The organism is Arthrobacter sp. ISL-28 (assembly GCF_018613875.1).
GTDB lineage: Bacteria > Actinomycetota > Actinomycetes > Actinomycetales > Micrococcaceae > Arthrobacter.
In genome coordinates, this window is the sequence record NZ_JAGGPJ010000002.1 from 37,362 (window position 1) to 62,066 (window position 24,705).

General features: G+C 67.0%; 21 protein-coding genes. 7 read left to right on the forward strand and 14 right to left on the reverse strand.

Annotated elements, in window-relative coordinates:
• Nucleotides 1-43 precede the first annotated feature (43 nt).
• Nucleotides 44-1,210, reverse strand: a complete 1,167-nt coding sequence (locus J7E80_RS00955; RefSeq protein WP_215049613.1) for an RtcB family protein — start codon at nt 1,208-1,210, stop codon at nt 44-46.
• Between the two features lie 274 nt (nt 1,211-1,484).
• Here J7E80_RS00955 and J7E80_RS00960 point away from each other — a divergent pair, with 274 nt between their 5' ends.
• Nucleotides 1,485-1,943, forward strand: coding sequence for an SRPBCC family protein (locus tag J7E80_RS00960; RefSeq protein ID WP_215049614.1), 459 nt, complete (start codon nt 1,485-1,487; stop codon nt 1,941-1,943).
• A 265-nt stretch (nt 1,944-2,208) separates the two neighbouring features.
• Here the strand turns inward: J7E80_RS00960 and J7E80_RS00965 are convergent, their stop codons facing one another.
• From J7E80_RS00965 to J7E80_RS00985, 5 genes are all read right to left on the reverse strand, one after another.
• Entirely contained in the window at nt 2,209-3,630 is a 1,422-nt protein-coding gene (locus J7E80_RS00965; protein ID WP_215049615.1) for a sulfate adenylyltransferase subunit 1, read from the reverse strand.
• A complete protein-coding gene (cysD, locus tag J7E80_RS00970; RefSeq protein ID WP_215049616.1) occupies nt 3,630-4,601 on the reverse strand; it encodes a sulfate adenylyltransferase subunit CysD in 972 nt (323 codons plus the stop codon). Before cysD ends, J7E80_RS00965 begins: the two co-directional genes overlap by 1 nt.
• A complete protein-coding gene (locus J7E80_RS00975; protein ID WP_215049617.1) occupies nt 4,598-5,314 on the reverse strand; it encodes a phosphoadenylyl-sulfate reductase in 717 nt (238 codons plus the stop codon). The genes cysD and J7E80_RS00975 overlap by 4 nt, the downstream gene beginning before the upstream one ends.
• A complete protein-coding gene (locus J7E80_RS00980) occupies nt 5,311-7,062 on the reverse strand; it encodes a nitrite/sulfite reductase (protein WP_251036285.1) in 1,752 nt (583 codons plus the stop codon). The genes J7E80_RS00975 and J7E80_RS00980 overlap by 4 nt, the downstream gene beginning before the upstream one ends.
• Nucleotides 7,063-7,293: 231 nt before the next feature.
• Nucleotides 7,294-8,058 (reverse strand): sirohydrochlorin chelatase, encoded by a 765-nt coding sequence (locus J7E80_RS00985; RefSeq protein ID WP_215049618.1) that lies wholly within the window; start codon nt 8,056-8,058, stop codon nt 7,294-7,296.
• Between the two features lie 60 nt (nt 8,059-8,118).
• On the opposite strand from J7E80_RS00985, the gene J7E80_RS00990 reads away from it, so the two are divergent.
• Together J7E80_RS00990 and J7E80_RS00995 are read left to right on the forward strand one after the other, a co-directional pair.
• Complete coding sequence (locus tag J7E80_RS00990) at nt 8,119-8,790, forward strand: trimeric intracellular cation channel family protein (RefSeq protein ID WP_215049619.1); 672 nt, start codon at nt 8,119-8,121, stop codon at nt 8,788-8,790.
• 14 nt (nt 8,791-8,804) lie between these two features.
• On the forward strand, nt 8,805-9,227 hold the full coding sequence (locus J7E80_RS00995) for a hypothetical protein (RefSeq protein ID WP_215049620.1): 423 nt from the start codon (nt 8,805-8,807) through the stop codon (nt 9,225-9,227).
• A 147-nt stretch (nt 9,228-9,374) separates the two neighbouring features.
• Here the strand turns inward: J7E80_RS00995 and J7E80_RS01000 are convergent, their stop codons facing one another.
• From J7E80_RS01000 to J7E80_RS01015, 4 genes are all read right to left on the reverse strand, one after another.
• Nucleotides 9,375-10,181 (reverse strand): type IV toxin-antitoxin system AbiEi family antitoxin domain-containing protein, encoded by an 807-nt coding sequence (locus J7E80_RS01000; RefSeq protein WP_251036286.1) that lies wholly within the window; start codon nt 10,179-10,181, stop codon nt 9,375-9,377.
• 360 nt (nt 10,182-10,541) lie between these two features.
• A complete protein-coding gene (locus J7E80_RS01005) occupies nt 10,542-11,642 on the reverse strand; it encodes a polyprenyl synthetase family protein (protein ID WP_215049621.1) in 1,101 nt (366 codons plus the stop codon).
• 9 nt (nt 11,643-11,651) lie between these two features.
• The gene (locus J7E80_RS01010) at nt 11,652-12,989 is read right to left on the reverse strand and encodes a geranylgeranyl reductase family protein (RefSeq protein ID WP_215049622.1); all 1,338 of its coding nucleotides are present in this window, start codon (nt 12,987-12,989) and stop codon (nt 11,652-11,654) included.
• Nucleotides 12,990-12,993: 4 nt separating this feature from the next.
• Nucleotides 12,994-13,773, reverse strand: a complete 780-nt coding sequence (locus tag J7E80_RS01015) for a demethylmenaquinone methyltransferase (protein ID WP_311380730.1) — start codon at nt 13,771-13,773, stop codon at nt 12,994-12,996.
• A gap of 142 nt (nt 13,774-13,915) precedes the next feature.
• Between J7E80_RS01015 and J7E80_RS01020 the strand changes: the two genes are divergently transcribed.
• The 4 genes from J7E80_RS01020 (at nt 13,916) to J7E80_RS01035 (ending at nt 18,009) form a co-directional block, all read left to right on the forward strand.
• The gene (locus J7E80_RS01020) at nt 13,916-15,283 is read left to right on the forward strand and encodes an isochorismate synthase MenF (protein WP_215049623.1); all 1,368 of its coding nucleotides are present in this window, start codon (nt 13,916-13,918) and stop codon (nt 15,281-15,283) included.
• Between the two features lie 205 nt (nt 15,284-15,488).
• The gene (locus J7E80_RS01025) at nt 15,489-16,295 is read left to right on the forward strand and encodes an ABC transporter substrate-binding protein (protein WP_215049624.1); all 807 of its coding nucleotides are present in this window, start codon (nt 15,489-15,491) and stop codon (nt 16,293-16,295) included.
• Between the two features lie 106 nt (nt 16,296-16,401).
• Nucleotides 16,402-17,193: an amino acid ABC transporter permease gene (locus J7E80_RS01030; RefSeq protein ID WP_215049625.1), complete on the forward strand. Its 792-nt coding sequence runs from the start codon at nt 16,402-16,404 to the stop codon at nt 17,191-17,193.
• A 12-nt stretch (nt 17,194-17,205) separates the two neighbouring features.
• Entirely contained in the window at nt 17,206-18,009 is an 804-nt protein-coding gene (locus tag J7E80_RS01035; RefSeq protein WP_215049626.1) for an amino acid ABC transporter ATP-binding protein, read from the forward strand.
• A gap of 247 nt (nt 18,010-18,256) precedes the next feature.
• Here the strand turns inward: J7E80_RS01035 and menD are convergent, their stop codons facing one another.
• From menD to J7E80_RS01055, 4 genes are all read right to left on the reverse strand, one after another.
• Nucleotides 18,257-19,936: a 2-succinyl-5-enolpyruvyl-6-hydroxy-3-cyclohexene-1-carboxylic-acid synthase gene (gene menD / locus J7E80_RS01040; protein ID WP_215049752.1), complete on the reverse strand. Its 1,680-nt coding sequence runs from the start codon at nt 19,934-19,936 to the stop codon at nt 18,257-18,259.
• A gap of 715 nt (nt 19,937-20,651) precedes the next feature.
• Nucleotides 20,652-22,745, reverse strand: a complete 2,094-nt coding sequence (locus tag J7E80_RS01045; RefSeq protein WP_215049627.1) for a PhoX family phosphatase — start codon at nt 22,743-22,745, stop codon at nt 20,652-20,654.
• Between the two features lie 92 nt (nt 22,746-22,837).
• Complete coding sequence (locus J7E80_RS01050) at nt 22,838-23,854, reverse strand: o-succinylbenzoate synthase (protein ID WP_215049753.1); 1,017 nt, start codon at nt 23,852-23,854, stop codon at nt 22,838-22,840.
• A gap of 118 nt (nt 23,855-23,972) precedes the next feature.
• Entirely contained in the window at nt 23,973-24,632 is a 660-nt protein-coding gene (locus J7E80_RS01055; protein ID WP_215049628.1) for a class I SAM-dependent methyltransferase, read from the reverse strand.
• Between the last annotated feature and the right edge of the window lie 73 nt (nt 24,633-24,705).

Below are 24,705 nucleotides of genomic sequence, written 5' to 3' on the forward strand. Positions count from 1 at the left end.
CGGTGGCCCCGGATCGCCCCTGCATCCGGCGGTTTCTCCGGTGTCAGTCGCCCTTGACGTTGATGAGCTGCCGCAGCCGGTGCCGGACTTTGACGAGATCTTCGGCGTCGCGCATGACCTGGTCGATGGGCTTGTAGGCTGCCGGAATTTCGTCAATGAATGCCTCGGTGGCGCGGAATTCAATCCCGTGCATGGCCGCTTTCAGTTCCGCCAGCGAGAACGTCTTGCGCGCTGCGTTCCGGGAATATTCGCGGCCGGCGCCGTGCGGAGAGGAATTCAACGAAACGGGGTTGCCGAGCCCTTCCACGACATACGAGGCTGTGCCCATGGAACCCGGAATGAGGCCCGGATCCCCGACCTCAGCCTTGATGGCACCCTTGCGCGACACCCATACTGACTTGCCGTAATGGGTTTCCTGCTGGGTGAAGTTGTGATGGCAATTGATGCGTTCCCGCTCCTGCACCCGGCCGCCCACCCAGTTGCCGAACTGGGTGATCACACGGTCCATCATTTCCTCGCGGTTCAGCAGGGCGAAATGCTGGGCCCAGCGCAGTTCCTTGATGTAACGGTCGAATTCGTGCGTGCCCTCCTCAAGGTAGGCCAGGTCCTGATCGGGCAGCACGATCCGCTTTGCCCTGGTGACGCGCTGCGCCACGCCAATGTGGTGTTGCGCGATCTTGTTGCCGATACCACGCGAGCCGGAATGCAGGAACAGCCAGATGGCATCCGTTTCATCCGCACACACCTCGATGAAGTGGTTGCCGGATCCGAGCGATCCCAACTGGAGGTCCCACTTCGCCACGTACAGGCCGGGATCAAACCCGGCCTTCGCTGCCAGCCTCCTCAGCTCGGCGACGCGCGGTTCGGCCGTGGCAAGGACGTGCCGGTTGCTGTGGCCCGCGGACAGCGGAATGACCCGCTCAATGTCCTCGCGCAGCCGCCTCCTGTCTTTGGGCAGGTCCTTCAGCGAGTACTGCGTCCGGACCGCGATCATGCCGCAGCCGATGTCCACGCCCACAGCAGCCGGAATGATGGCCCGGACAGTCGGGATGACAGACCCCACGGTGGCGCCCTTGCCGAGATGAGCGTCGGGCATCAGCGCCAGGTGAGGATAGATGAACGGCAGCTGCGACGCTGCCAGCGCCTGCTCGCGCGTCTTCTCATCCAGGATCGAGGCCCAGTTGATTAGCCGGCTGGTGATGGCTTCCACGACTTCCCCTCCCGCTGGCTGGACTGGCCCGGCTGCGGCCAAGATCCCGCCGGATCAAGGATGAACTATTGCCCACCGGCCGGGCCCAGTCAAGGGATGCTCTCTGTTGGCTCTCCCCTGACCGGCCCTCCCCCGCACAAGCGGCCGTGGTCAAGGCCGGTTGTGCGGGGCAGGCCCGGCCGTGCGGGGCAGGCCCGGTTGTGCGGGGCAGGCGTTGGTTGGGGCTTACCGTATTTGTGGGCCGGACTTCGGCCCCGAGGAAGGAGACGCAAGCATGGTGAACGTCCAGACCGAGATCTTGATCCGGCGGCCGCGTTCGGACGTGGCCGCCTTTGCCGCAAATCCGGATAACGCCCCGCGGTGGTACGAGAACATCCACTCGGCGCAGCGGCTGACCACGGGACCGATCGACGTCGGATCGAAGGTGGCCTTCACGGCCAAGTTCCTGGGTCGGGAACTGAAATACACGTACGAATTCGTCGAGCACGTCCCAGGCGAGAAGCTCGTGATGCGTACCGCCCAAGGGCCGTTTCCGATGGAGACAACTTACACGTGGGCAGAGGTCAGCGGCGGGACGCGGATGACGCTGGGCAACACCGGCAAGCCGTCGGGCTTCTCGCAGCTCGCGGGGCTGTTCATGGCGCCCATGATCCGCAGGGCTACCCGCAAGGACCTGCAGAAGCTCAAGTCGATACTCGAAGCCGATGAGAGAACGGCCAGCGATCGCTCCTAGCCCACGCTCAACCGGCCCGCAACCGCTCAACCGGCCCGGCGCAGCACCGGTCATGCGGGCCAGCACTGGTCATGCGGGCCAGGGCCGGAACCGCTTAATCGCGTTAATCGGGCGGGCCAGACCGGTCATGCGGCGCCAGGCCACGCCGGGCCAGGGCCGGTCTGCTGCGAGCGGGGCCGCTGACGGGGCACGGCAGGGCCCGGGAATGCCAAAGGCCCCGGCCCGGAAATCTCCGGGCCGGGGCCTTTCGGCTAGAACCAGCGGATCAGATGCTGTAGCGCTCGTCCTCGTGGTCGCCCGGGTGGTCCTTGACCAGGCCCGCGGCGAGGGTGTTGCCGTCCAGCGGGTCGATCACCAGGAACGCACCCGTGCGGCGGTGGTGCAGGTAGTTCTCCAGCGGCAGCGGGGCGGCGAGCCGGAGCTGCGCGTGGCCGATGTCGTTGAGCTCGAGGCTGGATGCGCCTTCGAGGTTGAAGGTGGCGAGGTCCAGCTTGCCGCTGACGCTGCGGACCAGCGCCTGCACGGTGCGGGTGCCGTGCTTGACCAGGACCTTGGCGCCCTCGCGGAGCGGCTTCGGGGAGAGCCAGCACAGCGCGGCGTAGAGGTCGGCCGAGCTTTCGCGGACCGTGCCGGCGGCGGCGATAGTGTCACCGCGGGCGACGTCGAACTCGTCGGCCAGGCGGATCGCCACCGACTGCGGGGCGGCGGCTTCCTCCAGCGACGATCCGGCGAAGTCGATGCCCGTCACGGTGGTGGTGCGCGGGTCCTGGCCAGGCGTCAGCACGCTGACCTTGTCCCCCACTTTCACCGAGCCCTCGGTGATCTGTCCGGCGTAGGCCCGGTAGTCGCGGTACTCCTCCGGGTTCAGCCCACCGGCCACTGCGTCGGGAGCCAGGGCACCCTGCGGCCGGATCACGAGCTGCACCGGGAAACGGAAGCTCTCAAGGTGGCTTTCCAGCTCGTCGGCAGCGGGCAGCGTCTCGAGCACCTCGAGCAGCGCGGGGCCGCTGTACCAGGGGGTGCGCTCCGAGCGCTCCACGACGTTGTCGCCGTCGAGCGCGGAAACCGGAACCACCAGCAGATCGGTGATGCCGTCAGAACCCAACCCGAGTTCGCGGCCCACCTTCTGCACGTCGGCTTCGATCTCGCGGAACACGGACTCGCTGAAGTCCACCAGGTCGATCTTGTTGACGGCCACGATCACGTGCGCTACGCGCAGCAGCTGCAGCACGGACAGGTGCCGGCGGGTCTGCTCCAGGACACCCTTGCGGGCGTCGATGAGTACGACGACGGCGTCCGCAGTGGACGCGCCGGTCACCGTGTTCTTGGTGTACTGAACGTGGCCGGGGCAGTCCGCGAGGATGAAGCTGCGGCGGTCCGTGGCGAAGTAGCGGTAGGCGACGTCGATGGTGATGCCCTGCTCGCGCTCGGCACGCAGGCCGTCGGTCAGGAGGGCAAGGTCGATCCCGCCTGCCGAGCCGCCGAACCCGCGGTCCGCTGAGGTGCGGGCTACAGCGTCGAGCTGGTCCGCCAGGATTGCCTTGGAGTCGTGCAGGAGCCGGCCCACCAGGGTGGACTTGCCGTCGTCGACCGATCCCGCGGTGGCGAAACGGAAGAGGGTGGCGTTGGTCAGGGGTGCTTCGTCAAGAAGTGCGGCCGCGCGGGCGGTGTCAATGTCGGTGCTCATTAGAAATAGCCATCCTTCTTGCGGTCTTCCATGGCGGCCTCGGAGATGCGGTCGTCTGCACGGGTGGCGCCACGTTCGGTGATGGTGGAAGCGGCAACTTCAATCACGACGTCGCGCACGGTGGCGGCAGCCGACTCGACAGCGCCGGTGCAGGACATGTCGCCGACGGTCCGGTAGCGGACGGTCTTGGTGATGACCTCTTCGTTGTCGCGGGGCTGGGAAACTTCGCCCACCGCACGCCACATGCCGTCGCGGGCAAAGACTTCGCGCTCGTGGGCGTAGTACAGGCCCGGCAGCTCGATGTTTTCACGCTCGATGTAGCGCCACACGTCCAGCTCGGTCCAGTTGCTGATGGGGAATGCACGGACGTGCTGGCCGACGGTGTGCCGGCCGTTGTAGAGGTTCCACAGCTCGGGGCGCTGGTTCCGCGGGTCCCACTGGCCGAACTCGTCGCGGAGGCTCAGGATGCGCTCCTTGGCGCGGGCCTTGTCCTCGTCACGGCGGCCGCCGCCGAAGACGGCGTCGAACTTGTTGGACTGGATGGCGTCCAGCAGCGGAATGGTCTGCAGCGGGTTCCGGGTGCCGTCGGCACGCTCGGCCAGCTCGCCGCGGTCAATGAATTCCTGGACACTGCCGACGACGAGCTTAAGTCCCAGCCGCTCCACCGTCCGGTCGCGGAAGTCGATGACCTCCGGAAAGTTGTGGCCGGTGTCGACGTGCAGCACCGGGAAGGGAACCTTGCCCGGCCAGAACGCCTTGGTGGCCAGGTGCAGCATGACCACAGAGTCCTTGCCGCCGGAGAACAGCAGCGCGGGCTTCTCGAACTCGGCAACGACCTCGCGGATGATGTGGATGGCCTCGGACTCGAGGGTGTCCAGGCTGGAGAGGCGCGCGGCGGCAGTCGGCGTTTCAGTAGCGTCAGCTTCCAGCACAGACAGCTCCAGGTCCTCGTTGGTGATTTGAGTGCTCATACGTGTAGTCCGCATTCTGTCTTGTTGGTTCCTGCCCAGCGGCCAGCGCGGGGATCATCGCCGGGCGCTACTTTGCGGGTGCAGGGCTGGCAGCCGATCGACGGGTAGCCCTGGGAGAGGAGCGGGTTGACGGGAAGGAGGTTGTCATCGGAGTACTGGACCAGCTGGTCGAACGTCCAGGCCGCTACCGGGTTGACCTTCACGAGGCCGTTGGCTTCGTCCCAGGTGACCAGCGGGGTGTTGGTGCGCGTGGGGGCTTCGTCACGGCGGACGCCGGTGAACCAGAGCTCGTAGCCGGCGAGCGTGCGGCGCAGCGGGGCAACCTTTCGGAGGGCGCAGCACTGGGCGGCGTCGCGGGCGAAGAGGTCCTTGCCCAGGAGCCGGTCCTGCTGCTCCACGGTGTTCTCCGGGAGCACGTCCACCACGTTGACGCGGAGGTTCGCGGCCACCTCGTCCCGTGTGGCGTAGGTTTCCGGGAAGTGGTAGCCGGTCTCGAGGAACAGGACGTCGACGCCGGGAAGCTGGTCCGCGACGAGCGCCGGCAGCACAGCGTCGGCCATGGAGCAGGCGACGGCCACCGCAGGCATCTCGAAGTTGCGCTCCACCCAGGCGATCACGTCGCGGGCGGGCGCGTCCCAGCCGAGCTCGGCGGCGCCGGCTTCGGCCAATGCCTTGAGCTCCTCGTTGGAGCGCTTGGTCTCGACTGGATTCACTGGAGTGCCTCCTCGTCAGCTGCGTGGGCCCACTCTGCGAAGGTCTGGCCTTCGGCCCGCTCGGCCACGAACCGGCGGACAACCCGCTCCACGTAGTCGGGCAGGTCCGCAACGTAGACCTTCAGCCCGCGGACGGTACGTCCGAGGCCGGCCTCTTCGCGGTCGGCGGAAGCCAGCCCGCCGCCGAGGTGGACCTGGAAACCCGGGGTGGGGTCGCCGTCGGGCGTTGGCAGCATCATGCCCTTGAGGCCGATGTCCGCGGTCTGGATGCGGGCGCAGGAGTTGGGGCAGCCGTTGATGTGCAGGGAAAGTGCCTGCGGCAGTTGGCCGCTGTCGGCCAGGTCAGCGAGGCGGCGCTCCAGCTCGGCAACGGCCGTGGCTGCGGTGACCTTCGTTTCCACGATGGCCAGCTTGCAGTACTCGATGCCGGTGCAGGCGATGGTGCCGCGGCGGAAGACCGACGGGCGGGCGGACAGGCCCAGGGCGTCGAGTTCGGCGACCAGCGGTTCCACCTCGTCCTTGGGAACGTCGAGGACCACCAGCTTCTGGTGCGGGGTGGTGCGCAGGCGGTAGGAGCCGCGGGCCTCAAGGGTGTCCGCGAGCTTCACGAGCTGCGAGCCGGAGAGCCGGCCGGCAATGGGGGTGGCACCGATGAAGAACTTGCCGTCCTTCTGCTCGTGCACGCCCACGTGGTCGCCCGGGGTGGACGGCTTGGGTGCGGCGGGGCCGTCAGCCAGCTTGTAGCCGAGGTATTCATCCTCGAGGATCTGGCGGAACTTCTCCGGACCCCAGTCAGCCATGAGGAACTTCAGGCGGGCCTTGGTGCGCATGCGGCGGTAGCCGTAGTCGCGGAAGATGCTGGTGACGCCGAGCCACACGTCGGCGGCCTGCTCCGGCGTGACGAATGCGCCGAGGCGCTTGCCGAGCATGGGGTTGGTGGACAGTGCGCCGCCGGCCCAGAGGTCGTAGCCGACGCCGAGTTCGGGGTGCTTGACGCCAACGAGCGCGAAGTCGTTGATCTCGTGCACCACGTCCTGGCTGGGGTGGCCGGTGATCGCGGTCTTGTACTTGCGCGGCAGGTTGGACAGCAGCGGGTTGCCGATGAACCGCTCCCCCAGCTCGGCGATGAGCGGGGTGGGGTCGATGATCTCGTCCTTGGCAATGCCGGCCACCGGCGATCCCAGGATGACGCGCGGCACGTCGCCGCAGGCTTCCGTGGTGGACAGGCCGATGCCTTCGAGACGACGCCAGATCTCCGGGATATCTTCGACGCGGATCCAGTGCAGCTGGATGTTCTGGCGGTCGGTGAGGTCCGCGGAATCGCGGGCGAACTCGACCGAGATGTTGCCGATGACGCGCAGCTGCTCAGTGGTGAGCGCGCCGCCGTCGATCCTCACGCGGAGCATGAAGTACTTGTCCTCAAGCTCATGCGGCTCAAGCGTGGCGGTCTTGCCGCCGTCGATCCCGGGCTTGCGCTGGGTGTAGAGGCCCCACCAGCGGAAGCGCCCGTGCAGGTCCTGCCCCGGAATGGAGTCGAAACCGTCCTTGGAGTAGATGGACTCGATACGCTCGCGGACGTTGAGGCCGTCGTCTTCCTGCTTCCAGGTTTCGTTGGCATTCAGCGGGGTGGTTCCGTCCACCTTCCACTGGCCATGAGGCTTGGCGGCGGGGCGCGAGGCACGGGCTGGGCGCGCGGGCTTTTCCGCGGGCTTTTCGGTGGCCGCTCCGGCTAGAGCTGTATCAGTCATGCATCGACTGTAGAGCCGTCCGGAAACCCGTCACAAAGGCCCGGAAACGCTAAGTCACCTAGGGAAATATTTCGTCATGAATCGCCGAGGGGCCTTGAACGGGCTTCCCGGCTGTGCTTCCGCAGGTCCTTCCCGACCGCATCCCCGCGGGCCTGCGGCCGGCGCCGCTCAGGCCGGCGCGGCTCAGCCCCGCGCGGCTCAGGCCCGGGCGGCGTGCCAGGCCCGGGCCGCTCAGGCCCGGGCGGCGTGCGCAGCCAGCGCGGCGTCGTAACGCTCCAGCGCGATCTCGGCGAGCACCGGTGACGGCAGCAGCGGCGCGGTCACCAGATCGGCACCAGCCTTGGCGAGCTGGTCGTGGAAGAAGCCCGGGGCGAGGAGGTAGGAGGCGATGACCACCCGGCCACCCAGATCCACTCCCCCCGCGGACTCCCCCGCGCCCGCGCCGCCTGCGGCTTCCTCCCGGAGGATGGCGACGGCCTCGGGCACCGAAGGCTTGGCGGACGCGCCGTACGCGGGGAGGATGCGGTTGGAGCGGAGGGCGCGAAGCTGATCGGCAAGCTCCTCCACGCTGACTGCGGCGTTGGGGTTTGACGAGCCGGCGGCAGCGAGGACCACGGCGTCGTTGTCTGTCACACCGGCCTCGCGGAGGCGCTGGTCCAGCAGTGCGGCCAGGCGCGGATCCGGACCCAGCGGCGCCGCGGCAACGCTGCCCGGGCGGCTCTTGACGGCCCGTGCGATGTCCACTTTCACGTGATAGCCCACGCTGAGCAGGAGCGGGACCACCACGGCGGAGGCGCCGGCCGATCCGCCGTCGGGATCTTCCGGGAGCCCGGCCACCACGTCCACCAGATCGGGCTGCTGGACGTCCACGTAGGCCTCGCGGACGTCGAGTCCGGGGCGAAGCGCGGCGATATTGGCGCGCAGTGCGTTGACCTCGGCGGCTCCCTGCGCGTTGGAGGTCCCGTGGGCACAGGCGATCATGATCGGGCTATTCATAGGGGCTAGCGTAACGTTGGAGCCGCACTGTCCGCCCCATGAAATTAGCCGGGACGCTCCATGACATTCTCTTTTGACATCGCTCTGGTGTGGCTGGATTTGGCCGGCGTCTTTTTCTTCGCGGTCTCCGGATCGCTGCTTGCGGCGCGGAAACAGTTCGACATCATCGGCTCCCTCCTCCTCGCGTCCCTTGTTTCACTGGGCGGCGGCATGATTCGCGACATCATCCTCGACGCCGGCCCGCCCGCGGCCTTCAGCAACCCCGCATACCTGGCGCCTCCGCTGCTGGCCACGGTGCTGGTGTATTTCCTGTTCTCCAGCGTCCAGCGCTTCACCTCGCTGCTGACGCTGTTCGACGCCGGCGGACTGGCCCTGTTCTGCATCACCGGCACGCTCAAGGCGCTTTCCTTCGGGATGAATCCGGTCGCGGCCATCCTGATGGGCGTCACGACGGCGGTGGGCGGGGGCCTGCTCCGCGACATCACTGCGAACGAGGTGCCCCAACTGTTCGATGCCAGGGATCTCTACGCGCTTCCGGCTTTCGTAGGCGCGGCGCTGACGTCTGCCCTCTGGCATTCCGGAGCCTTTAGCCCTGCCACCGCGGGTGCCGTCGCCGCCGTGGTGTTTGCGTTCCGCGTGGTTGCCTGGCGGCGTTCCTGGCATGTTCCGCTGGCTGTCCGCGGCTGGCACCGGCTGGGGCTGGACACGTCCGAGTACAGGGGCCGGGATTAGCTAGGATAAGAGCCATGACTGACATGTTCCTCGAGAAGTTCCGTGCGCTCGTTCCGAAGTATCTCGAAGACGAATGGCAGGAAGAGGACGGGCTGCCCGAGGAAGAGCTCGACAAGGCCCTCGCCGATCACCAGTTCACCATCCCGCTGGTGCTGCGGGAGTTCTACCTGGCCCTCGGCGGCTGCGAAGACCTCATGGAGGCCTACCACTACTTTTGGGACCCCGAGGAACTCGAGGTGGACGACGAAGGTTTCCTCATGTTCCTCGAGGATGAGGAAGAAAACTTCACCTGGGGCTTCCGTGTGGGCGATCTCAGCGTTCCGGACCCCATCGTGTACCGCCGCAACAATGCCCGCGGCCAGTGGAAGAGCGAAGAGGGCACCTTCTCCGAGTTCGTCTTTGACATGTTCGACTGGGCGTTCAACGACGAGGACTAAGGTTTGCCGGCTGTGTGCGGCCCCGCCGAACTGGGGCACTTTGACACGGACACGCCGGGTGGCAGGCCCGTTCCCGCGCCTTGGGTCTTCAATGTGGCCCACGACGGCGGGAGTCATCTGGCGCTGAAGGCTCCCCTGTTGCGGAGCTCAAGTACCGCCAGCACGTCCGCCACCGTCCGCTCGGGGTGATGGACGACGTCGTCGTAGCCGAACCTCAGGACGAGGTGGCCTCCGACCACTGACGCGTTGTTTCGCCTCCGGTCCTTTTTTTACCTGCCGAGCCTCCAGGTGCGATCCGCCGTCGATCTCCACGATGAGGCACTCCTCGATGAGGAAGTCCACCTCGCCCACGCCCTCGATTTCAACGTGCCGGCGGACCTGCAGGCCGGCCTTCCTGAAGTGGAAGTTGGCCAGGACCTCCAGCACCGAGTCCGCCCGCGGAATGACGTTGTCCAAGATTGCCCTTGACCCGGCATTGCGGTTTCCGGGTAGCTTGTGGCGGAGAAAGTCCAGCGAGATGTCACCGCGGCCAGCCGCAGACTGCACCATAACCAGCGAGTCCACGGCGGGCAGGCAGCGCAGGGAGTGGATGAGCACGTCGGCCAGGCCCGCAACCGGGAGCCAGGGATGGCGTGGGTGGCGGCATTTGCCGTGGATGAGTGTCCCCGGCGGCCCGGCATGATGGCCTGGGCTCAGGTGCACAGCCCCCGGGTCGTTGAGTGTCCACAGCCGGTAGACGGGCGCGGCCGAGAGGCAGGTCAGCACCGCATTGTGGCGCAGCGCGACGCCGAATATCCCGGCCTCCTCAGGCAGGCTGTACACACCTCGCCGGAGCCTGATGATCCGCCGCGAGGCCAGAGCTTTATCCAGGTACGTCCGCGAAAAACCCGCGCCCCGGAGCGTCGCCGCCCTTGCCGCCCCGCCGCGCGGACGCAGGAAATTCTCAATGTCCATGGATTCAAGGTGCCCGCAACCTGCCGCTCAGGGCAGGGCCGGGTCGCTCCATGTGGAAAAGCCGGCAGAATCGGGGCACTTCGACACGGAAACGCCGGGCTTAGAGTGCGGAATGCCCTGTTCCCGCCCCAAAATGCCCCACGACGGACGGGCGGAAGGCGCACCGCTAACAAGAACGCTGTGACACGCCGATTAACAATGCATTTGAATTTTGTGACAAACCTGTCATAGACTTATTCACGGTCCACTAAATGCCTCCGGTGGATCTGATGCGAACGGAGAAACGGCCCCGGTTCCCTACAGTGTGGCGCTGTAAGGGACCGGGGCCGTTCCGGTTAAGCCCGACTTGAGCCTTGGGATCTAGCTGGCGCGGTCCACCACGGCGTGCGCGAAGCTGGTCAGCGACGCCTTCACCACGCCCTCGGGCAGCGGGTCGAGCGCCGCGATCGCTTCGTCTGCCCAGGCCCGGGCAACAACCCATGATGCAGCAGTTACAGGGTGCTCGCGCAGTCCGGCCACGGCTTTGGCCAGCGCCTCGTCCGACGAAAGGTCGCCGTCGATCAGCTTGAGAAGTTCGACGGCGGACTGGTCACCTTGGCTCGCGGCGTTGCGCAGCAGCAGCACGGGCAGCGTGGGGACGCCTTCCCGCAGGTCGGTTCCCGGGGACTTGCCGGACTTGACCTTGACGCCCGTGACGTCGATGACGTCGTCGGCCAGTTGGAAGGCAACGCCCACCTTTTCGCCGTACTCCACCAGGAGGTCCTCGTAGGATTCATCGGCGCCTGCGAAGATGGCACCCAGCTGCCCGGAGGCTGCCACGAGGGAGCCCGTCTTGTCCGCAATGACCGAGAGGTAGTGCTCCACCGGGTCCTCATCCGGGCGCGGGCCGACCGTTTCGTGCAGCTGGCCCAGACAGAGGCGTTCGAAGGTGCGTGCCTGGATGCCCAGGGCGCGGGAGCCAAGCTCGGACACCAGGATCGAGGCCCGGGCAAAGATGAGGTCGCCGGTCAGGACGGCCACGGAGTTGCCCCAGACCTCGTGCGCGGTGGGGGCGCCGCGGCGGAAGGGAGCCGAGTCCATGACGTCGTCGTGGTACAGCGTGGCCAGGTGGGTCAGCTCTACGACGACGGCGGCCTGCACCACGGCGGGCAGCGACGCGTCACCGAGGTGGGCACAGAGCAGGGTCAGCAACGGGCGGATGCGCTTGCCGCCGGCTTCCACGAGGTGGCGCGACGTCGCGTCAGCCAGCGGATCCGAGTTGGCAATGGCCTCGCGGAGTTTTTTCTCCACGCGTGCCAGGTTGTTCGTAATCGCAGGCCCGACTTCGGGGTCCTCCGCAATGGCCGCGAAGCCCGCCGGCAGCTGCAGTCCGGTGGCGATGGCGGTGGTGTTGAGGCTGGGTTCGGAGGTCGGCAGGCCATGCCCGGCGTGCGTCCAGCTGTGGTTCGCGGAGTTGGTCACGGGTTAACCCTAACTTTTTGTTGCGGAAACCGCTGATTTGAGGCCGGACGGCGACTGGGTGGACGTGTTGGACGTGGCCGGCACCAGCAGTTCCAAGAGCCGGATGGCGCGGTCCTCGAAGCCCTTGGCGGACGGATCTGTCAGGTTGGCGAGCAGGCGGACCACGAAGCGCATCAGCACGGGCACGGGCATTCCGGTCCGCAGCGCGAGCTTCATCACCGCGGGCTTGCCGATCAGCGCGGCAAATGCGCGCCCCAGCGTGAAGTGCGATCCCCACTGTTCCCGCACATAGTCCGCGTACCCCTCCAGGCGGGTGTCGGCGTCGTACGCGGAGAAGGCACCCGAAGCGGCCCGGCTGGAACGGGAGGCATCGACGATGAACTCGGCCGCGAAGCGGGCGGACTCCATGGCGTAGGAAATGCCCTCGCCGTTGAACGGTGACACCATGCCGCCGGCGTCGCCCAGCAGCAGCAGGCCGGGCGAGTAATGCGGGGTGCGGTTGAAGCCCATGGGCAGCGCGGCCCCGCGGATCTCCCCCACCTGGTTCTCGGGCGTGAAACCCCACTCGGCTGGCATGCCGGCGGTCCATTCGCGGAGCACCTGCTTGTAGTCGAGCCTGCCGAATTCCTTGGACGAGTTCAGGATGCCGAGCCCCACGTTGGAGGTGCCGTCGCCCACGCCGAACACCCAGCCGTAGCCGGGCAGCAGCTTGCCGTCGCGGCCAGGAAGCTCCAGCCAGCCTTCCATCCAGTCGTCGTCGTGCCGGGGGGAGGTGAAGTAGGTCCGCACCGCGACGCCGAGCGGGCGGTCGTCGCGCTTCTGGATGCCGAGGGAGACGGCCGTGCGGGTCGAGTTTCCGTCCGCGGCGAGCACGACGTCGGCGCCAAAGTCGCGCGTCTCCGCCGTCTTGCGTCCGGACTCGTCCAGGATCGCGGCGCGCACCCCGGTCACCCGGCCGTCGTCGCGGAGCGCTTCGTTGACGCTGTGGCGTTCAAGCACGACGGCGCCCGCGGCCTGTGCGTGGCGGGCCAGTTCCTCGTCAAAACCAAGGCGCGTGCGGATCAGTCCGTACTGCGGAAAGTTGGACACCTCAGGCCAGGGCAGTTCGATGGAGCGGCCACCGGCGAGGAGGCGCAGGCCCTTGTTCCGGCGCCAGCCGTCCGCCTCATGATGCGGCAGGCCGAGCTTCTGGATCTCCCCGACAGCGCGGGGAGTGAGGCCGTCCCCGCACACCTTCTCGCGCGGAAAACTGGTCTTTTCCAGAACCGTGACATCTATGCCGGCCCTAGCGAGGTAATACGCGGCCGTGGATCCGGCCGGACCCGCGCCAACAATCAGTACTCTCACAGCGTCAACGGGCGGTGCGCGGGATGTTCCGGCGCAGCTTGGCCACCGGGCCTGTGTGGGAGGCGATTGCGGCGGCCGAGCCGTTGCCGGTCAGCGGTTTGTGGGCGCGGTGGACGGCTACGATGCCGCCGCTGAGGTTGCGGTAAGTGACGTCCTGCCAGCCGGCTTCCTGCAGCCAGGCCGCGAGGTGGTCCTGGTCCGGCCAGGCGCGGATGGATTCGGCGAGGTAGACGTAGGCGTCGGGGTTTGAGGAGACCTTGGTGGCGATGGCCGGCAGGGCGCGCATGAGGTATTCGGTATACATGGTGCGCCACAGCGGGACCACGGGCTGGGAGAATTCGGCGATGACCAGTTTCCCGCCCGGCTTGGTCACGCGGAGCAATTCGGCCAGCGCCTTTTTGGGTTCGTTGACGTTGCGGAGACCGAAGGAGATGGTGCTGGCGTCGAACGTGTTGTCCGCGAACGGAAGGTTGGTGGCATCGCCGGCGATGAAGTCGATGTCCGGGCGGCGGCGCTTGCCCACCTTGAGCATTCCGAGGGAGAAATCGCACGCCACCACATCTATGCCTGCATCGGCATATGGCTCGCTGGAGGTGCCCGTCCCGGCGGCAAGATCCAGGACACGCTGGCCCGGCCGCACATCCATGGCTTCCACCACGACCTTGCGCCAGCGGCGGGTCTGCCCCATCGAGAGGACATCGTTGACGACGTCGTACTTAGGGGCGACGTCGTCAAACATCGTGGCTACTTCGTCAGGACGCTTATCCAAGGATGCTCGGTTCACCCTGTCAATCTACCTGAATCTGCCGTTTGCCACTGTTTTGTACTGGCCTCCCCCAGTGAACAAAGGTACAAGTCGAGCAAGACAGCCGCTGAACCTACGCTTTTCTATCGGAATGTACCGCGCGGAGTAGTGTTGACCCATCATGACCAGAACGATCCGCACCTTGACAGTCCCTTTGGATGGAGAAACGGCTCCCGGGGGGCTGCCGTCGTATCTGGTGCGGGATGACGTCCTCTGCTGGACCCGCCGCGAGGCCGGACTCGTCGGTTTCGGCGAGGCGGCCCGGTTCACGGCCACCGGCCCGGAGCGCTTTCTCGAGGCCGACATCTGGTGGCGGCACCTCGTCATCGAGGCGGACATCACCGACCACGTCGAGTGCCCGGGCACCGGCCCGGTAGCCTTCGGCTCGTTCGCGTTCTCCAAGGTTTCCGCCCATGAATCACGGCTGATTGTGCCCGAGATCGTGGTGGGGGTCCGGGACGGCCGCGCCTGGCTCACCCAGATAAGGACCGACGACGCCGAACTCACCGAGGAGAGCGCCCTCGCCGCCCTTCGGGGCTGGCTGGAGGCTGCGCCTGCCGATCCCGCTCCCGCGGGCGCCCTGTTGCCCGGCACTCCCGGTGACGTGTCCGCGCACGCGGGTTCCGCCGTCGGGCCTTCCGGAACTGCCACCCTGAAAACCGGCTCGCTCAGCGAAGAGGACTGGATGGCCGCCGTCGCCGAAGGGGTTGCCGAAATCCGCACCGGCCGGCTGGAGAAGCTGGTCCTGGCGCGCGACGTCGTGGCCACGGTGCCCGAGGGCGTCAATGCCGCCGAGGTGCTGCGGCAGCTTGCGATCCGGTACCGCGAGTGCTGGACATACGGGGTGGACGGACTCGTGGGTGCCACGCCCGAAATGCTGATCCAGGTGGAGGGGCGCACTGCCCAGGCCCGGGTGCTTGCGGGCACGCTCGACCGCCGGGACGCGGTGGGCGAGGCGGGGCTGCCGCTGGACTATGCCGAACGCGTGCTCGCCGGCTCGGAGAAGCAGCGGCACGAGCACGAGATCGCGATCCAGTCGCTGACCACGCAGCTGGCGCCGTTCTCGGAGGCCATGAACGCGCACAGTGAACCGTTCATTCTGGAACTGCCGAACGTCTGGCACCTCGCGTCGGACGTCAAGGCGGAGCTCACCGAGGTGGAGGGGCATGTGCCCACCTGCCTTGCCCTGATAAACGCCCTTCATCCCACGGCGGCGGTCTGCGGCACTCCCACCACGGTGGCCGGCGCCCTGATCCGCAAGCTTGAGCACATGGACCGCGGCCCGTACGCGGGGCCGGTTGGCTGGCTCGATGCCGCCGGGAACGGCGAATGGGGCATTGCCCTGCGCGGTGCCGTCATCGAGTCGCCTACCGTCGTCCGGTTATATGCCGGCTGCGGCATAGTTGAAGGCTCACAACCTGAGGCGGAGCTGGCTGAGACGTGGGCCAAATTCCGGCCGATGCTGGAATCCCTCGGCATCAGCAGCTGAGGCACTGGCACATCCGCTTTGTTCTGACCGCCCAGCCCGCACAGTCTGGGATGACAGACACCCCCTGCTGTGAACGCCTTGCCAAATCCCCTCGTTTAGTTATCCAATAGTCAAAGTTAGTTTTCTGTGATGCACATCTCTTCTTTGAGCGTTACACTATAAGCCGCGTTAGTCCCGCATACTCCTGCAACAAAAGGTAAGAAACATGTTTAAGTCCCTTGCCACGGCCAAATTCAGCGCCAAGGCAGTCGCACTCCTCGCCGCCGGGGCACTCAGCCTCACCGCGTGCGGCGGCGGCGGCGCGACCCCCGCAGCCACAAGCAGCGAAGGCGGCGTGCAGCTCATCAACCCCGGCAAACTGACCGTCTGCTCCGACGTTCCCTACGAGCCCTTCGAGTTCCAGAAGGACGGCAAAATTGTCGGCTTCGACATGGATATCGCAGCCGAGGTTGCCAAAGACATGAACGCTGAGCTCAGCGTGGTCGACAGCTCCTTTGAGGCCATCGAGACCGGCACCGCCCTGACCCAGTGCGACGTTTCCATCTCCTCGATCTCGATCACGGAACCGCGGAAGGCTGTCATGGACTTCTCCGAGCCGTACTTGGATGACGACCTCACCCTCGTGGCTTCCGAAGGCTCCGGCATCACGGACGTCATCAGCGCCAAGGGCAAGAAGGTCGGCGTGCAGCAGGCCACCACCGGCGCCAAGTACGCGAAGGACCAGGGCCTCGACGCGCAGCAGTTCGAAGACACGGGACTTCTGGTCCAGGCACTCAAGGCCGGCACCATCGATGCCGCCCTGGGCAACCAGTCTGTCCTGGGCTACGCCATCAAGGACGATCCCAAGTACAAGCGCGTGGAGGACTTCGCCACAGGTGAAAAGCTGGGTATCGCGATCAAGAAGGGCAACACGGCCATGCTTGACCACGTCAACTCCACGCTCAAGCGACTGACCGATGACGGAACTCTCAAAAAGTTCGAGACCACCTGGTTCGGCGAACCCACCAAGTAGCCAACGCGCCTGAGACCTACGCAGCAGGGGCCCCGTTCAGGATCTGTTCAGCAGTCCGTACGGGGCCTCAACTGCGCAAAACGATTGTGAGTAGTAGACCATGGCAATGACAATGACCGCGCGTCAGCGAGCCAGAGTAAGCCTGTACGTCCAAGCCGGGATCTTTGTTGTGGCGATGGCCGCGCTGATCCTGGCCACCGACTGGAAGACCATCGGCAACAGCGTCTTCAACTTCGGCAAGATCGGGCCGATGTTCCCGGATATCTTCGTCGCTGGCCTGAGGAACACCCTGATCTATACCTTCCTCGGCTTCATCGTGGGCCTGTCCGGCGGCCTGCTGCTGGCCCTTATGAAGCTCTCCAGCTTCCCCCTGTACCGTTGGATTGCCACCGGCTACATCGAATTCTTCCGCGGAATCCCGGCCCTGCTGGTGTTCATTGCCTTCGGATACGGCGTTCCGCTGGCCTTCGGCGTTTCGTGGGACGTGACCGCTGTGGTGATGGTTTCCCTCGGCATGGTCGCCGCGGCCTACATCGCCGAAACCCTCCGCGCCGGCCTGCAGGCAGTACCGAGGGGCCAGATGGAGGCCGCGCGTTCCCTGGGCATGCCCCAGTGGCAGGCCATGGTCACAATCGTGATCCCGCAGGCGTTCAGGATTGTCCTCCCGCCGCTGACCAACGAGGTCATCCTGCTGACCAAGGACTCCTCGCTGATCTACGTGCTCGGCCTGACCGCCTCGCAGTACGAGCTCACGAAGTTCGGCCGGGACGGCATCTCCAGCCTGGGCGCGGGGCTTACGCCGCTTCTTGTGGCCGGGGCGTTCTACCTGGTGATCACCATCCCGCTGAGCCTCCTGGCCCGGAAGTTCGAAAGCCGCTCCGCGCGGACCAAGCGATAGGCAGAGAAGTCAATGAACGACGTCGTAACCAACTCCCGCAATCACACCGGTTCCCTCAACGCCGCCGGTGTTTCCATCCAGAACCTGCGCAAGTCCTACGGGGCCAACGAGGTCCTGAAGGGCATCAGCCTGGACGTGGCGCCGGGAGAGGTCGTCTGCCTGATCGGCCCGTCCGGCTCCGGCAAATCCACCCTCCTGCGCTGCGTGAATCTCCTGGAGCAGCCCAACGAAGGCACCATCCACGTCGGCGGTTTCGACGCCACTGACCCCGATGTGGACATCGACAGGATGCGCCGCAAGGTCGGCATGGTCTTCCAGCAGTTCAACCTGTTCCCGCACCTGAACGCGCTCCGGAACTGCACGGTGGCGCAGACCAAGGTGCTCAAGCGCTCCCAGTCCGAGGCGGACAAGGTGGCACACGCCAACCTTGAGCGCGTGGGGCTGGGGCACCTCGCCGACCGCTATCCGGACCAGCTGTCCGGCGGCCAGCAGCAGCGCGTGGCCATTGCCCGGGCGCTGAGCATGGACCCGGAGCTGATGCTGTTCGATGAGCCCACGTCCGCGCTGGACCCCGAGACAGTCGGCGACGTCCTCTCCGTCATGCGGAACCTGGCCAAGGAGGGCATGACCATGTTGGTGGTCACGCACGAGATGGGCTTCGCCCGTGAAGTGGCCGACCGCGTGGTCTTCATGGACGGCGGCGTGGTGGTGGAGGAAGGCGGAGCCGAACAGGTCATCAGCTCCCCCAACCAGGACCGCACCAAGGAGTTCCTCAAGCGCGTGCTGGACCCGACGCACATCGACATCACGGAGTAGCTCGGCCGGCCCAGCGCCGGGGACGCGCAAACGGTCCGGGGCCCCTCATATTCGGGGGGGTCCCCGGACCATTTCTGCGTGCTGGCACCTTTCGCGAGTCCTGACGACGGCGCGGCACCCCTGCGGCCGTGAGCTTGCGCTCGAGTTCAGCTGGCTTCCAGAGATCGGCCCAGACCCATCTCATGACGTTCCGGCTCTCCGGCCAATAGAAGTCCGAGTAGCACCTCGTCCTGTCGAAGTCCGCAGGCTACCCGGCGAGCACGCCCGACACGGCCGCGCTTACCGCCGCCTTGATTCGCCTGTGCAGGGCCCGGAGGTGGTGCCGGTCCGTGCGCACCTCAATGATGGTGCGGCCAGCGAAAGGTGCGGCAAGCGCTTCGGCGAGTCCCGCCGTCGTACTTACCGTGCAGTGCCCGACGCTGTACGCTGCGGCGAGTGCCGCGATGTCCACTGAGTGGGGCGTGCCGAAGAGGCGTTCGACGGCGTCTCCGTAGCCGCCCGCCTGGGCCACCGCGCCGTGCTCGAGGAGGCTGAAGATGGCTCCGCCGGAGTCGTTCAGAACCACGATTCGCAGCTGCGGCTGGGCTTCGCCGGCGCCGAGGAGCAGGCCGCCCGCGTCGTGCAGGAAGGTGACGTCGCCGAGCAGCAGCGTGGTTTCCTGATGGCCTCCGACGGCGATGCCGCTGGCGGTGGAGATGGTTCCGTCGATCCCGGCGAGGCCGCGGTTGGCGAAGACAGTGGCGGACGGTTCGGTCGCGGGCTGCCCGGCGAGGTCGACGTCGCGGATGCCGTTGGATGAGCCCAGCACGAGTTGGCCGCGCGAGTACTGCCAGACGAGTGCACCCACGGACGGCCCCGTTGCCGCTTCGACGTCGGTGAGCACACTGTCTAGAGCGTGCTGCGCCGCGGAACTGGCCAGCAGCCATGCGTCGAGCCAGGCCGAGGAGCCCCGGCCCGCGAATTCGGCAAGTTCTGTGAGACTGGCCAGAGGCGTTTCGCGGCGGCGGCCAGGCTCGTGCCAGGCCACAGGGACGGGCTCGTAGAGGGCGGCGGGAACGTCGGTGCGGGCCAGTAGCGCCGAGACCGGCCGCGAAAGCGTGGGACGTCCGAACACCACGGCGCGCTCAATCGGCAGCGCGGAGTCCGGGCCGAAGTGATCCAGCAGAAGCCGGTACGGGCCTACGGCGTTCGGGCCGAACCTCGAGTTGGACGACGGCTCGGCCAGCAGGGGCAGGCCGTGCGCTTGGGCGAACGCCTCGGCGACCGGACCGGCATCATGGCCGGCAAGAACCACGGTGCGCCGCTCCGGAAGGTCGGCCGTGGTGTGCGTCAGGGTCATCGTGAGCGGCTCGGTGCCGATACGGAACCCGCCGTGGCCGCGCTGCTCCGGCAGCCGCTCCCCCGGCTCGGGAACCAGCGGGTCGCGGAACGCGAGGTTGAGCTGGACCGGCCCGGGCGGCGTGTCCTGGAACGCCCCCGTGGCGGCGGCGAGCGCCGTATCCACGGCGCGCTGCGGGCTGTCGCCGGCGGGAACGTCCACGGCGAAGCGGACGTGTTCGCCGAAAAGGTCCAGTTGGACGGTGGTCTGGTTCGCGCCGGTGCCGCGCAGCTCTTCGGGACGGTCGGCCGACACCACCACGAGCGGGACTGCGGCATGGTTGGCTTCCATGACCGCCGGCAGAAGATTGCCGACGGCGGTCCCCGAGGTTGTCAGGACGGCCACCGGAGCGCCCGTCACCAGCGCCAGGCCCAGGGCGGTGAAGCCGGCGGAACGTTCATCAATCCGGACCAGCAGTTCCACCCGACCCGCTGCCGACGCTTCGGCCAGCGCATACGCCATGGGAGCCGACCGGGATCCGGGGGACACCGCCACGTACCGGACACCGCCGTCGAGCAGGGCCGCGGTTGCGATCCGGGCCGCAGCCATCGACGTCAGCTGGCTTGCGGGTTCGGCGTTTGCGGTGGCACGCACCTGGCTCTCGGAGCCTGCGTGGCTGTCGGAGTCCGCGTGGCCGTAGTAGTCTGCGGGCGGAGTTGTGTGCGGGGTTGTGTGCGCGGGCGTAATCGCGTGCGCGGGAATGCTGACCCTGCCCCCATGGACCGGGGTGGCCGGCGTCTGGGGCGCAGGGACGGAAGGCTTGGTTGGGTCCTCGGAGGTCACCGAACCAGTCTGCCACCATCCAAACGCTCCCGCAGTTCCTGCCATCCAAGCCCACACCCTCCCGCACATCCCGCCGCCCCAGCCCACACCCTCCCGCACATCCCGCTGCCCCAGCCCAAACCCTCCCGCACATCCCGCCGCCCAGCCCAAACCCTCCCGCACATCCAGCCGCCCCAGCCCAAACCCTCCCGCACATCCCGCCGCCCAGCAGCCAAAGGTGCGGGAGGGTGGAGCAGGACTCGACGAAACCTGCGGGAGGGTCAAGCAGGACCCGACAAGATGTGCGGGAGGGTCAAGCAGGACCCGACAAGATCTGCGGGAGGGTCAAGCAGGACCCGACAAGATGTGCGGGAGGGTCAAGCAGGACCCCACAAGATATGCGGGAGGGTCGAGCAGGACCCGACAAGATATGCGGGAGGGTCAAGCAGGACCCGACAAAACCTGCGGGAGAGTGGAGGGCGGAATCGGGGACGCGGGGACCCTAGGCGTCCGTGCAGAACACCTGAATCACAGACGGGCGCGGGGCACGTGCCTGGCCGGGCTTCACCGATGCACCGGCACGCACGTAGTCCGGGAAGTACGAGTTTGGCGCCTCGAAGGTGCCGTCCTCGCCCGGGTGCTGGATGGAGACGAACACGTGGCCTTCGGTGTCGTGGACGATCGGTCCGCAGGTTTCGGCGTCGCGCGGGACGGCGAGGAACTGCTCCACGCGGCCGCGCTCGGCACCTTCGAGGGTGACTTTGAAGAGGCCGTCCGCCCGGCCGATGCCCGAGGGGGCGCCGTCGGTGGAGATCCAGAGGTTGCCGACGGAGTCGAACGCCAGGTTGTCCGGGCAGGAGATGGGCGAAACCTGGTCCGCCGGGAAGCCGGAGAAGTAGGTGACGTCTCCCTGCGCCGGATCGCCGCAGACCATCAGGAGGTTCCAGGTGAACTTCGTCGAAGTCTGGTCCCCGGTCTCGGTGATTTCGACGATGTGGCCGTCGCGGTTTTCGTTGCGCGGGTTGACCTCCGTGGCGCCTTCCTTGCCCACTTTGCCGCGGTCCGAGTTGTTGGTGCAGGCCACGTAGACCTTGCCCGTGTGCAGGCTCGGCTGGACATCCTCGCAGCGGTCCATCTTGGTGGGCCCCACCTTGTCCGCGGCCAGGCGGGTGTAGACGAGCACTTCCTCGACAGACATGCCGGCGACCTTGGACTGGCCGCCCACGACCAAGGGCAGCCATTCGCCCTTGCCGTCGAAGGAGCCGTCGCCGGGGAGTTTGCCAGTCCCGTCAATCTCGGCCGCCGGAGAGTCGCCCGTGAACTTGGCAACGTACAGGTCACCCTCGGACAGGAGCGTCATGTTGTGCTTTCGGTAGCCCTCGCGGTACTTGGCCTTCGAGACGAACTTGTACAGGTAGTCGAAGCGCTCGTCGTCGCCGGAATATGCCACGACGTGCCCGGACTTTGCCACGATCACGTTGGCGCCTTCGTGCTTGAAGCGTCCCAGCGAGGAGTGCTTCTTCGGGGTGGACGTGGGATCGAACGGGTCAACCTCGACGATCCAGCCGAAGCGGTTGGCCTCGTTCTCGTAGCCGGGGTTGTTGGTGTTGAAGCGTGGATCGTCCAGTTCCCACTGGCGGGCGGTGGGCTTGTTGGTGAGGCCGTAGCGCTTGTCCGAGGGGGAGGTCCCGGGAGCCACAAAGTAGCCGTTGAAGTTCTCCTCACCCGACAGGATGGTGCCCCAGGGCGTGGTGCCGCCGGCGCAGTTGCCCAGTGTGCCGTTGATCCAGCGGCCTGCGGGATCGGCCACGGTCTTGACCAGCGCGGAGCCGGCCGCGGGACCGGTCAGTTCATAGCGCGTGCTGTTCAGGTAGCGGCGGTTCAGGCCGGCGCCCTTGACGTAGCTCCACGGTGTGCTCTTGTTGGCGCGCTCGAGCTCGACAACCGAGAGGCCATGGGCTGCCTGGCTGACCGCGCGGACGTCCGCAGCGGGCATCGACGGCGGGAACATGATGGCGTCGTTGGTGTACTCGTGGTTGGCGAAGAGCACGGCGCGGCGGCCCTTGCTGCCGGGGATCTCGAGGATGTCCGAGTAGTCGTTGTTGTAGCCGAACTGGCGCTCCTGGGCGGCGGCAGTCTGCGCATTGAGGTCGAACGCCGGGGCATTGTTGAAGATCGGGTCACCCCAGCGGATGACCGGCCGCCACGTGAAGCCCGCCGGCACCGTCACGGCATCGACGTCGGCCGCGACGGAGGGAATAGCCGTGAACTGCAGCTTGGACGCGCCGGCCCGGCCGTAGCCGTCCTTTGCGGCACCCGAAAGGCCGGTCCCGCCGTCGGCAACGGCGGTTTCGGAAGAGGCCACGGAACCACCGAGTATGACGGCGAGGGCACCGGCGGCGCCAAAGCCGAGCGCGGCGCGGCGGGACAGAGTGGTGGATGCGATGTCGCGGAAGTAGCTGTTGGAGCTGGTGTTGCAGACGTCGCCCGAGCAGGCGTTGTCACACTTGAGGGCACAGGTGACGGGGCTGCGCTTGCCTTTGGTGTGGCCGAGCATGCGCAGCAGGGCAAACTTGCGCCCGGGAATTTCAGACATGAAGAGACCTTCCAAGGGGTGAGTTTCGGTCCCGCTCACCCTGTCAGCGGCAACTGAAATTGAGAGATCACTCCGGTTAAGACGCGGTGAACTTACAGGACTGTAAGTAGCTCGGCGCGGGCACGGCGCAGTCTGGCGAGCCACCACTCCTTCCGTTCGGAAGAAGCGGCGTACTGCTCAAGCAGCCCCTCATCGGCGACGACATCGCGGAGTCGGATGGCGCCGTCGTCGGCCACCAGCGGATCCATGGTGACGTCCGCGGCGAGCAGCGACACCGTCCCAAGGCCGCACGCATACGGCAGTTCCGGGAGCGCGGCGGCGAGCGCCAGCCCGGCGCGGATCCCCACGGACGTGTCCAGCGCGGAGCTTACGACGGCGGGCATCCCCGCTTGGGCAACGATGTCCAGCGCACGCCGCACTCCCCCAAGCGGGGCCACCTTCACCACGATCAGATCGGCGGCGCCGGCGCGGGCCACTTTGAGGGGGTCGTCTTCCTTGCGGACGCTTTCGTCAGCCGCAATCAGCACCGGAACGCCGCGGCTGCGCAACTGCCGGCGCACTTCGGCCAAGCCGTCAATATCCGGCACGGGCTGCTCCGCGTATTCCAGTTCGACGCCGGCCAACCGCGTGAGTGCCTCCACTGCCTCGGAAACATTCCAGCCTCCGTTGGCATCCACGCGGATGGCGGCGCCGGGCAGTGCGGCGCGGACGGCGGCGACCCTGGCGGCGTCGTCGTCGAGGGATTGCCCGCGCTCGGCGACCTTGATCTTGACGGCATCCACACGGCCGAACCGGGCCAGGATCTCCGGCACCTGCACGGCGGGAACCGCCGGCACGGTGGCGTTGACAGGGATGCTGGTCCGCAGCGGCTCCGGGAATCCATGCCAGCCGGCCTCGATTGCGGAGGCGAGCCAGCGGGACGCTTCGGCGTCGCCGTATTCCGGGAAGGCGCCGAACTCGCCCCAGCCCGCCGGTCCCCGCAGCAGCAGCGTTTCGCGTTCCAGGATGCCGCGGAATTTCACCCGCATCGGCAGCGTCACCACGCGGGCCGCCTCGAGCAGCCCCTCCACGGGCGGAACGCCGCTCAGTGATGGCGCCCGTGGAGGCATCGGGATCCGGGGAGCCCCGGGAGGCGATTCGGCAGGCATAAAGTCACTGTACCGGTGCCGCAGGCGCCGCTTTCAGTGCCAATGCGGCTATGTGGACAACTCCGCCACATGAAGCTTTTCACTCACCGGGACGCGTGGCGTGCCCCAGAATGTGGGCCAGTGGCGGGGCCAGCGGATGCGGTGCGAAGCGGAAGCGCTCATTGTCCTTCGGCTGGAATCCTGCGGCCGTGATGGCCTGCAGTGTATCCCGGTTGGGGTGGCAGCCGCCCGCCATCCGCTGCCAGGCAGGAGTCAGCACGTCCTCTGCCGCGGCAACCAGCCGGATGTCGGAACGGACGTGCTCGTAGTACGCAAGCGTTCCGCCGGGACGCAGCACGCGAAAGATCTCGGCGAGCGCCTTGCCCTGGTCAGCAACACTGCAGAGGACGAGGCTGCAGACCACCGCATGCGCGCCGGCGTCGGGAGCCGGGATATGTTCCGCCGATCCCGCGACCACCACGACCGGTACGGGGGCTGAGGCGGCACGGTGTCCGGCCAGTCCGCGCAGATAATCATCCGGCTCGACCGCCAGAACATCAGTCACGGTGGAGGGGTACAGCCCGAAGGACGATCCCTCGCCGGCACCCACTTCGATGACGCTTCCCTGCAGGCCGGACAGCAGGCGGCGGCGATGTTCCGCGCCGCCCCGGCGGTTCATTCCGACCACGGCCCTTGCGTAAGCGCGGGCGAATCGCGGGTGCTGCAGTGCAGCGGGTTCCTGCGGGCTCTGCGATGGCATCAAGGGGCTGCTTTCTCTCGGAACGACGCCGGCCCCTACGTCATTGGAGGAGCCGGCGGCTTGTGGGGCGGTC

Excerpts from the sequence above, each read along its gene's own strand:
- J7E80_RS01020 (WP_215049623.1), top strand. The coding sequence starts at position 13,916 with ATGACCAGAACGATCCGCACCTTGACAGTCCCTTTGGATGGAGAAACG.
- J7E80_RS01035 (WP_215049626.1), top strand. The coding sequence starts at position 17,206 with ATGAACGACGTCGTAACCAACTCCCGCAATCACACCGGTTCCCTCAAC.
- J7E80_RS01055 (WP_215049628.1), bottom strand. The coding sequence starts at position 24,632 with ATGCCATCGCAGAGCCCGCAGGAACCCGCTGCACTGCAGCACCCGCGA.
- J7E80_RS00995 (WP_215049620.1), top strand. The coding sequence starts at position 8,805 with ATGACTGACATGTTCCTCGAGAAGTTCCGTGCGCTCGTTCCGAAGTAT.
- J7E80_RS00960 (WP_215049614.1), top strand. The coding sequence starts at position 1,485 with ATGGTGAACGTCCAGACCGAGATCTTGATCCGGCGGCCGCGTTCGGAC.
- menD (WP_215049752.1), bottom strand. The coding sequence starts at position 19,936 with ATGGCTGCGGCCCGGATCGCAACCGCGGCCCTGCTCGACGGCGGTGTC.
- J7E80_RS01000 (WP_251036286.1), bottom strand. The coding sequence starts at position 10,181 with ATGGACATTGAGAATTTCCTGCGTCCGCGCGGCGGGGCGGCAAGGGCG.
- J7E80_RS01050 (WP_215049753.1), bottom strand. The coding sequence starts at position 23,854 with ATGCCTCCACGGGCGCCATCACTGAGCGGCGTTCCGCCCGTGGAGGGG.
- J7E80_RS01025 (WP_215049624.1), top strand. The coding sequence starts at position 15,489 with ATGTTTAAGTCCCTTGCCACGGCCAAATTCAGCGCCAAGGCAGTCGCA.
- J7E80_RS01045 (WP_215049627.1), bottom strand. The coding sequence starts at position 22,745 with ATGTCTGAAATTCCCGGGCGCAAGTTTGCCCTGCTGCGCATGCTCGGC.
- J7E80_RS00985 (WP_215049618.1), bottom strand. The coding sequence starts at position 8,058 with ATGAATAGCCCGATCATGATCGCCTGTGCCCACGGGACCTCCAACGCG.
- J7E80_RS00990 (WP_215049619.1), top strand. The coding sequence starts at position 8,119 with ATGACATTCTCTTTTGACATCGCTCTGGTGTGGCTGGATTTGGCCGGC.
- J7E80_RS01030 (WP_215049625.1), top strand. The coding sequence starts at position 16,402 with ATGACAATGACCGCGCGTCAGCGAGCCAGAGTAAGCCTGTACGTCCAA.
- cysD (WP_215049616.1), bottom strand. The coding sequence starts at position 4,601 with ATGAGCACTCAAATCACCAACGAGGACCTGGAGCTGTCTGTGCTGGAA.
- J7E80_RS00965 (WP_215049615.1), bottom strand. The coding sequence starts at position 3,630 with ATGAGCACCGACATTGACACCGCCCGCGCGGCCGCACTTCTTGACGAA.
- J7E80_RS00980 (WP_251036285.1), bottom strand. The coding sequence starts at position 7,062 with ATGACTGATACAGCTCTAGCCGGAGCGGCCACCGAAAAGCCCGCGGAA.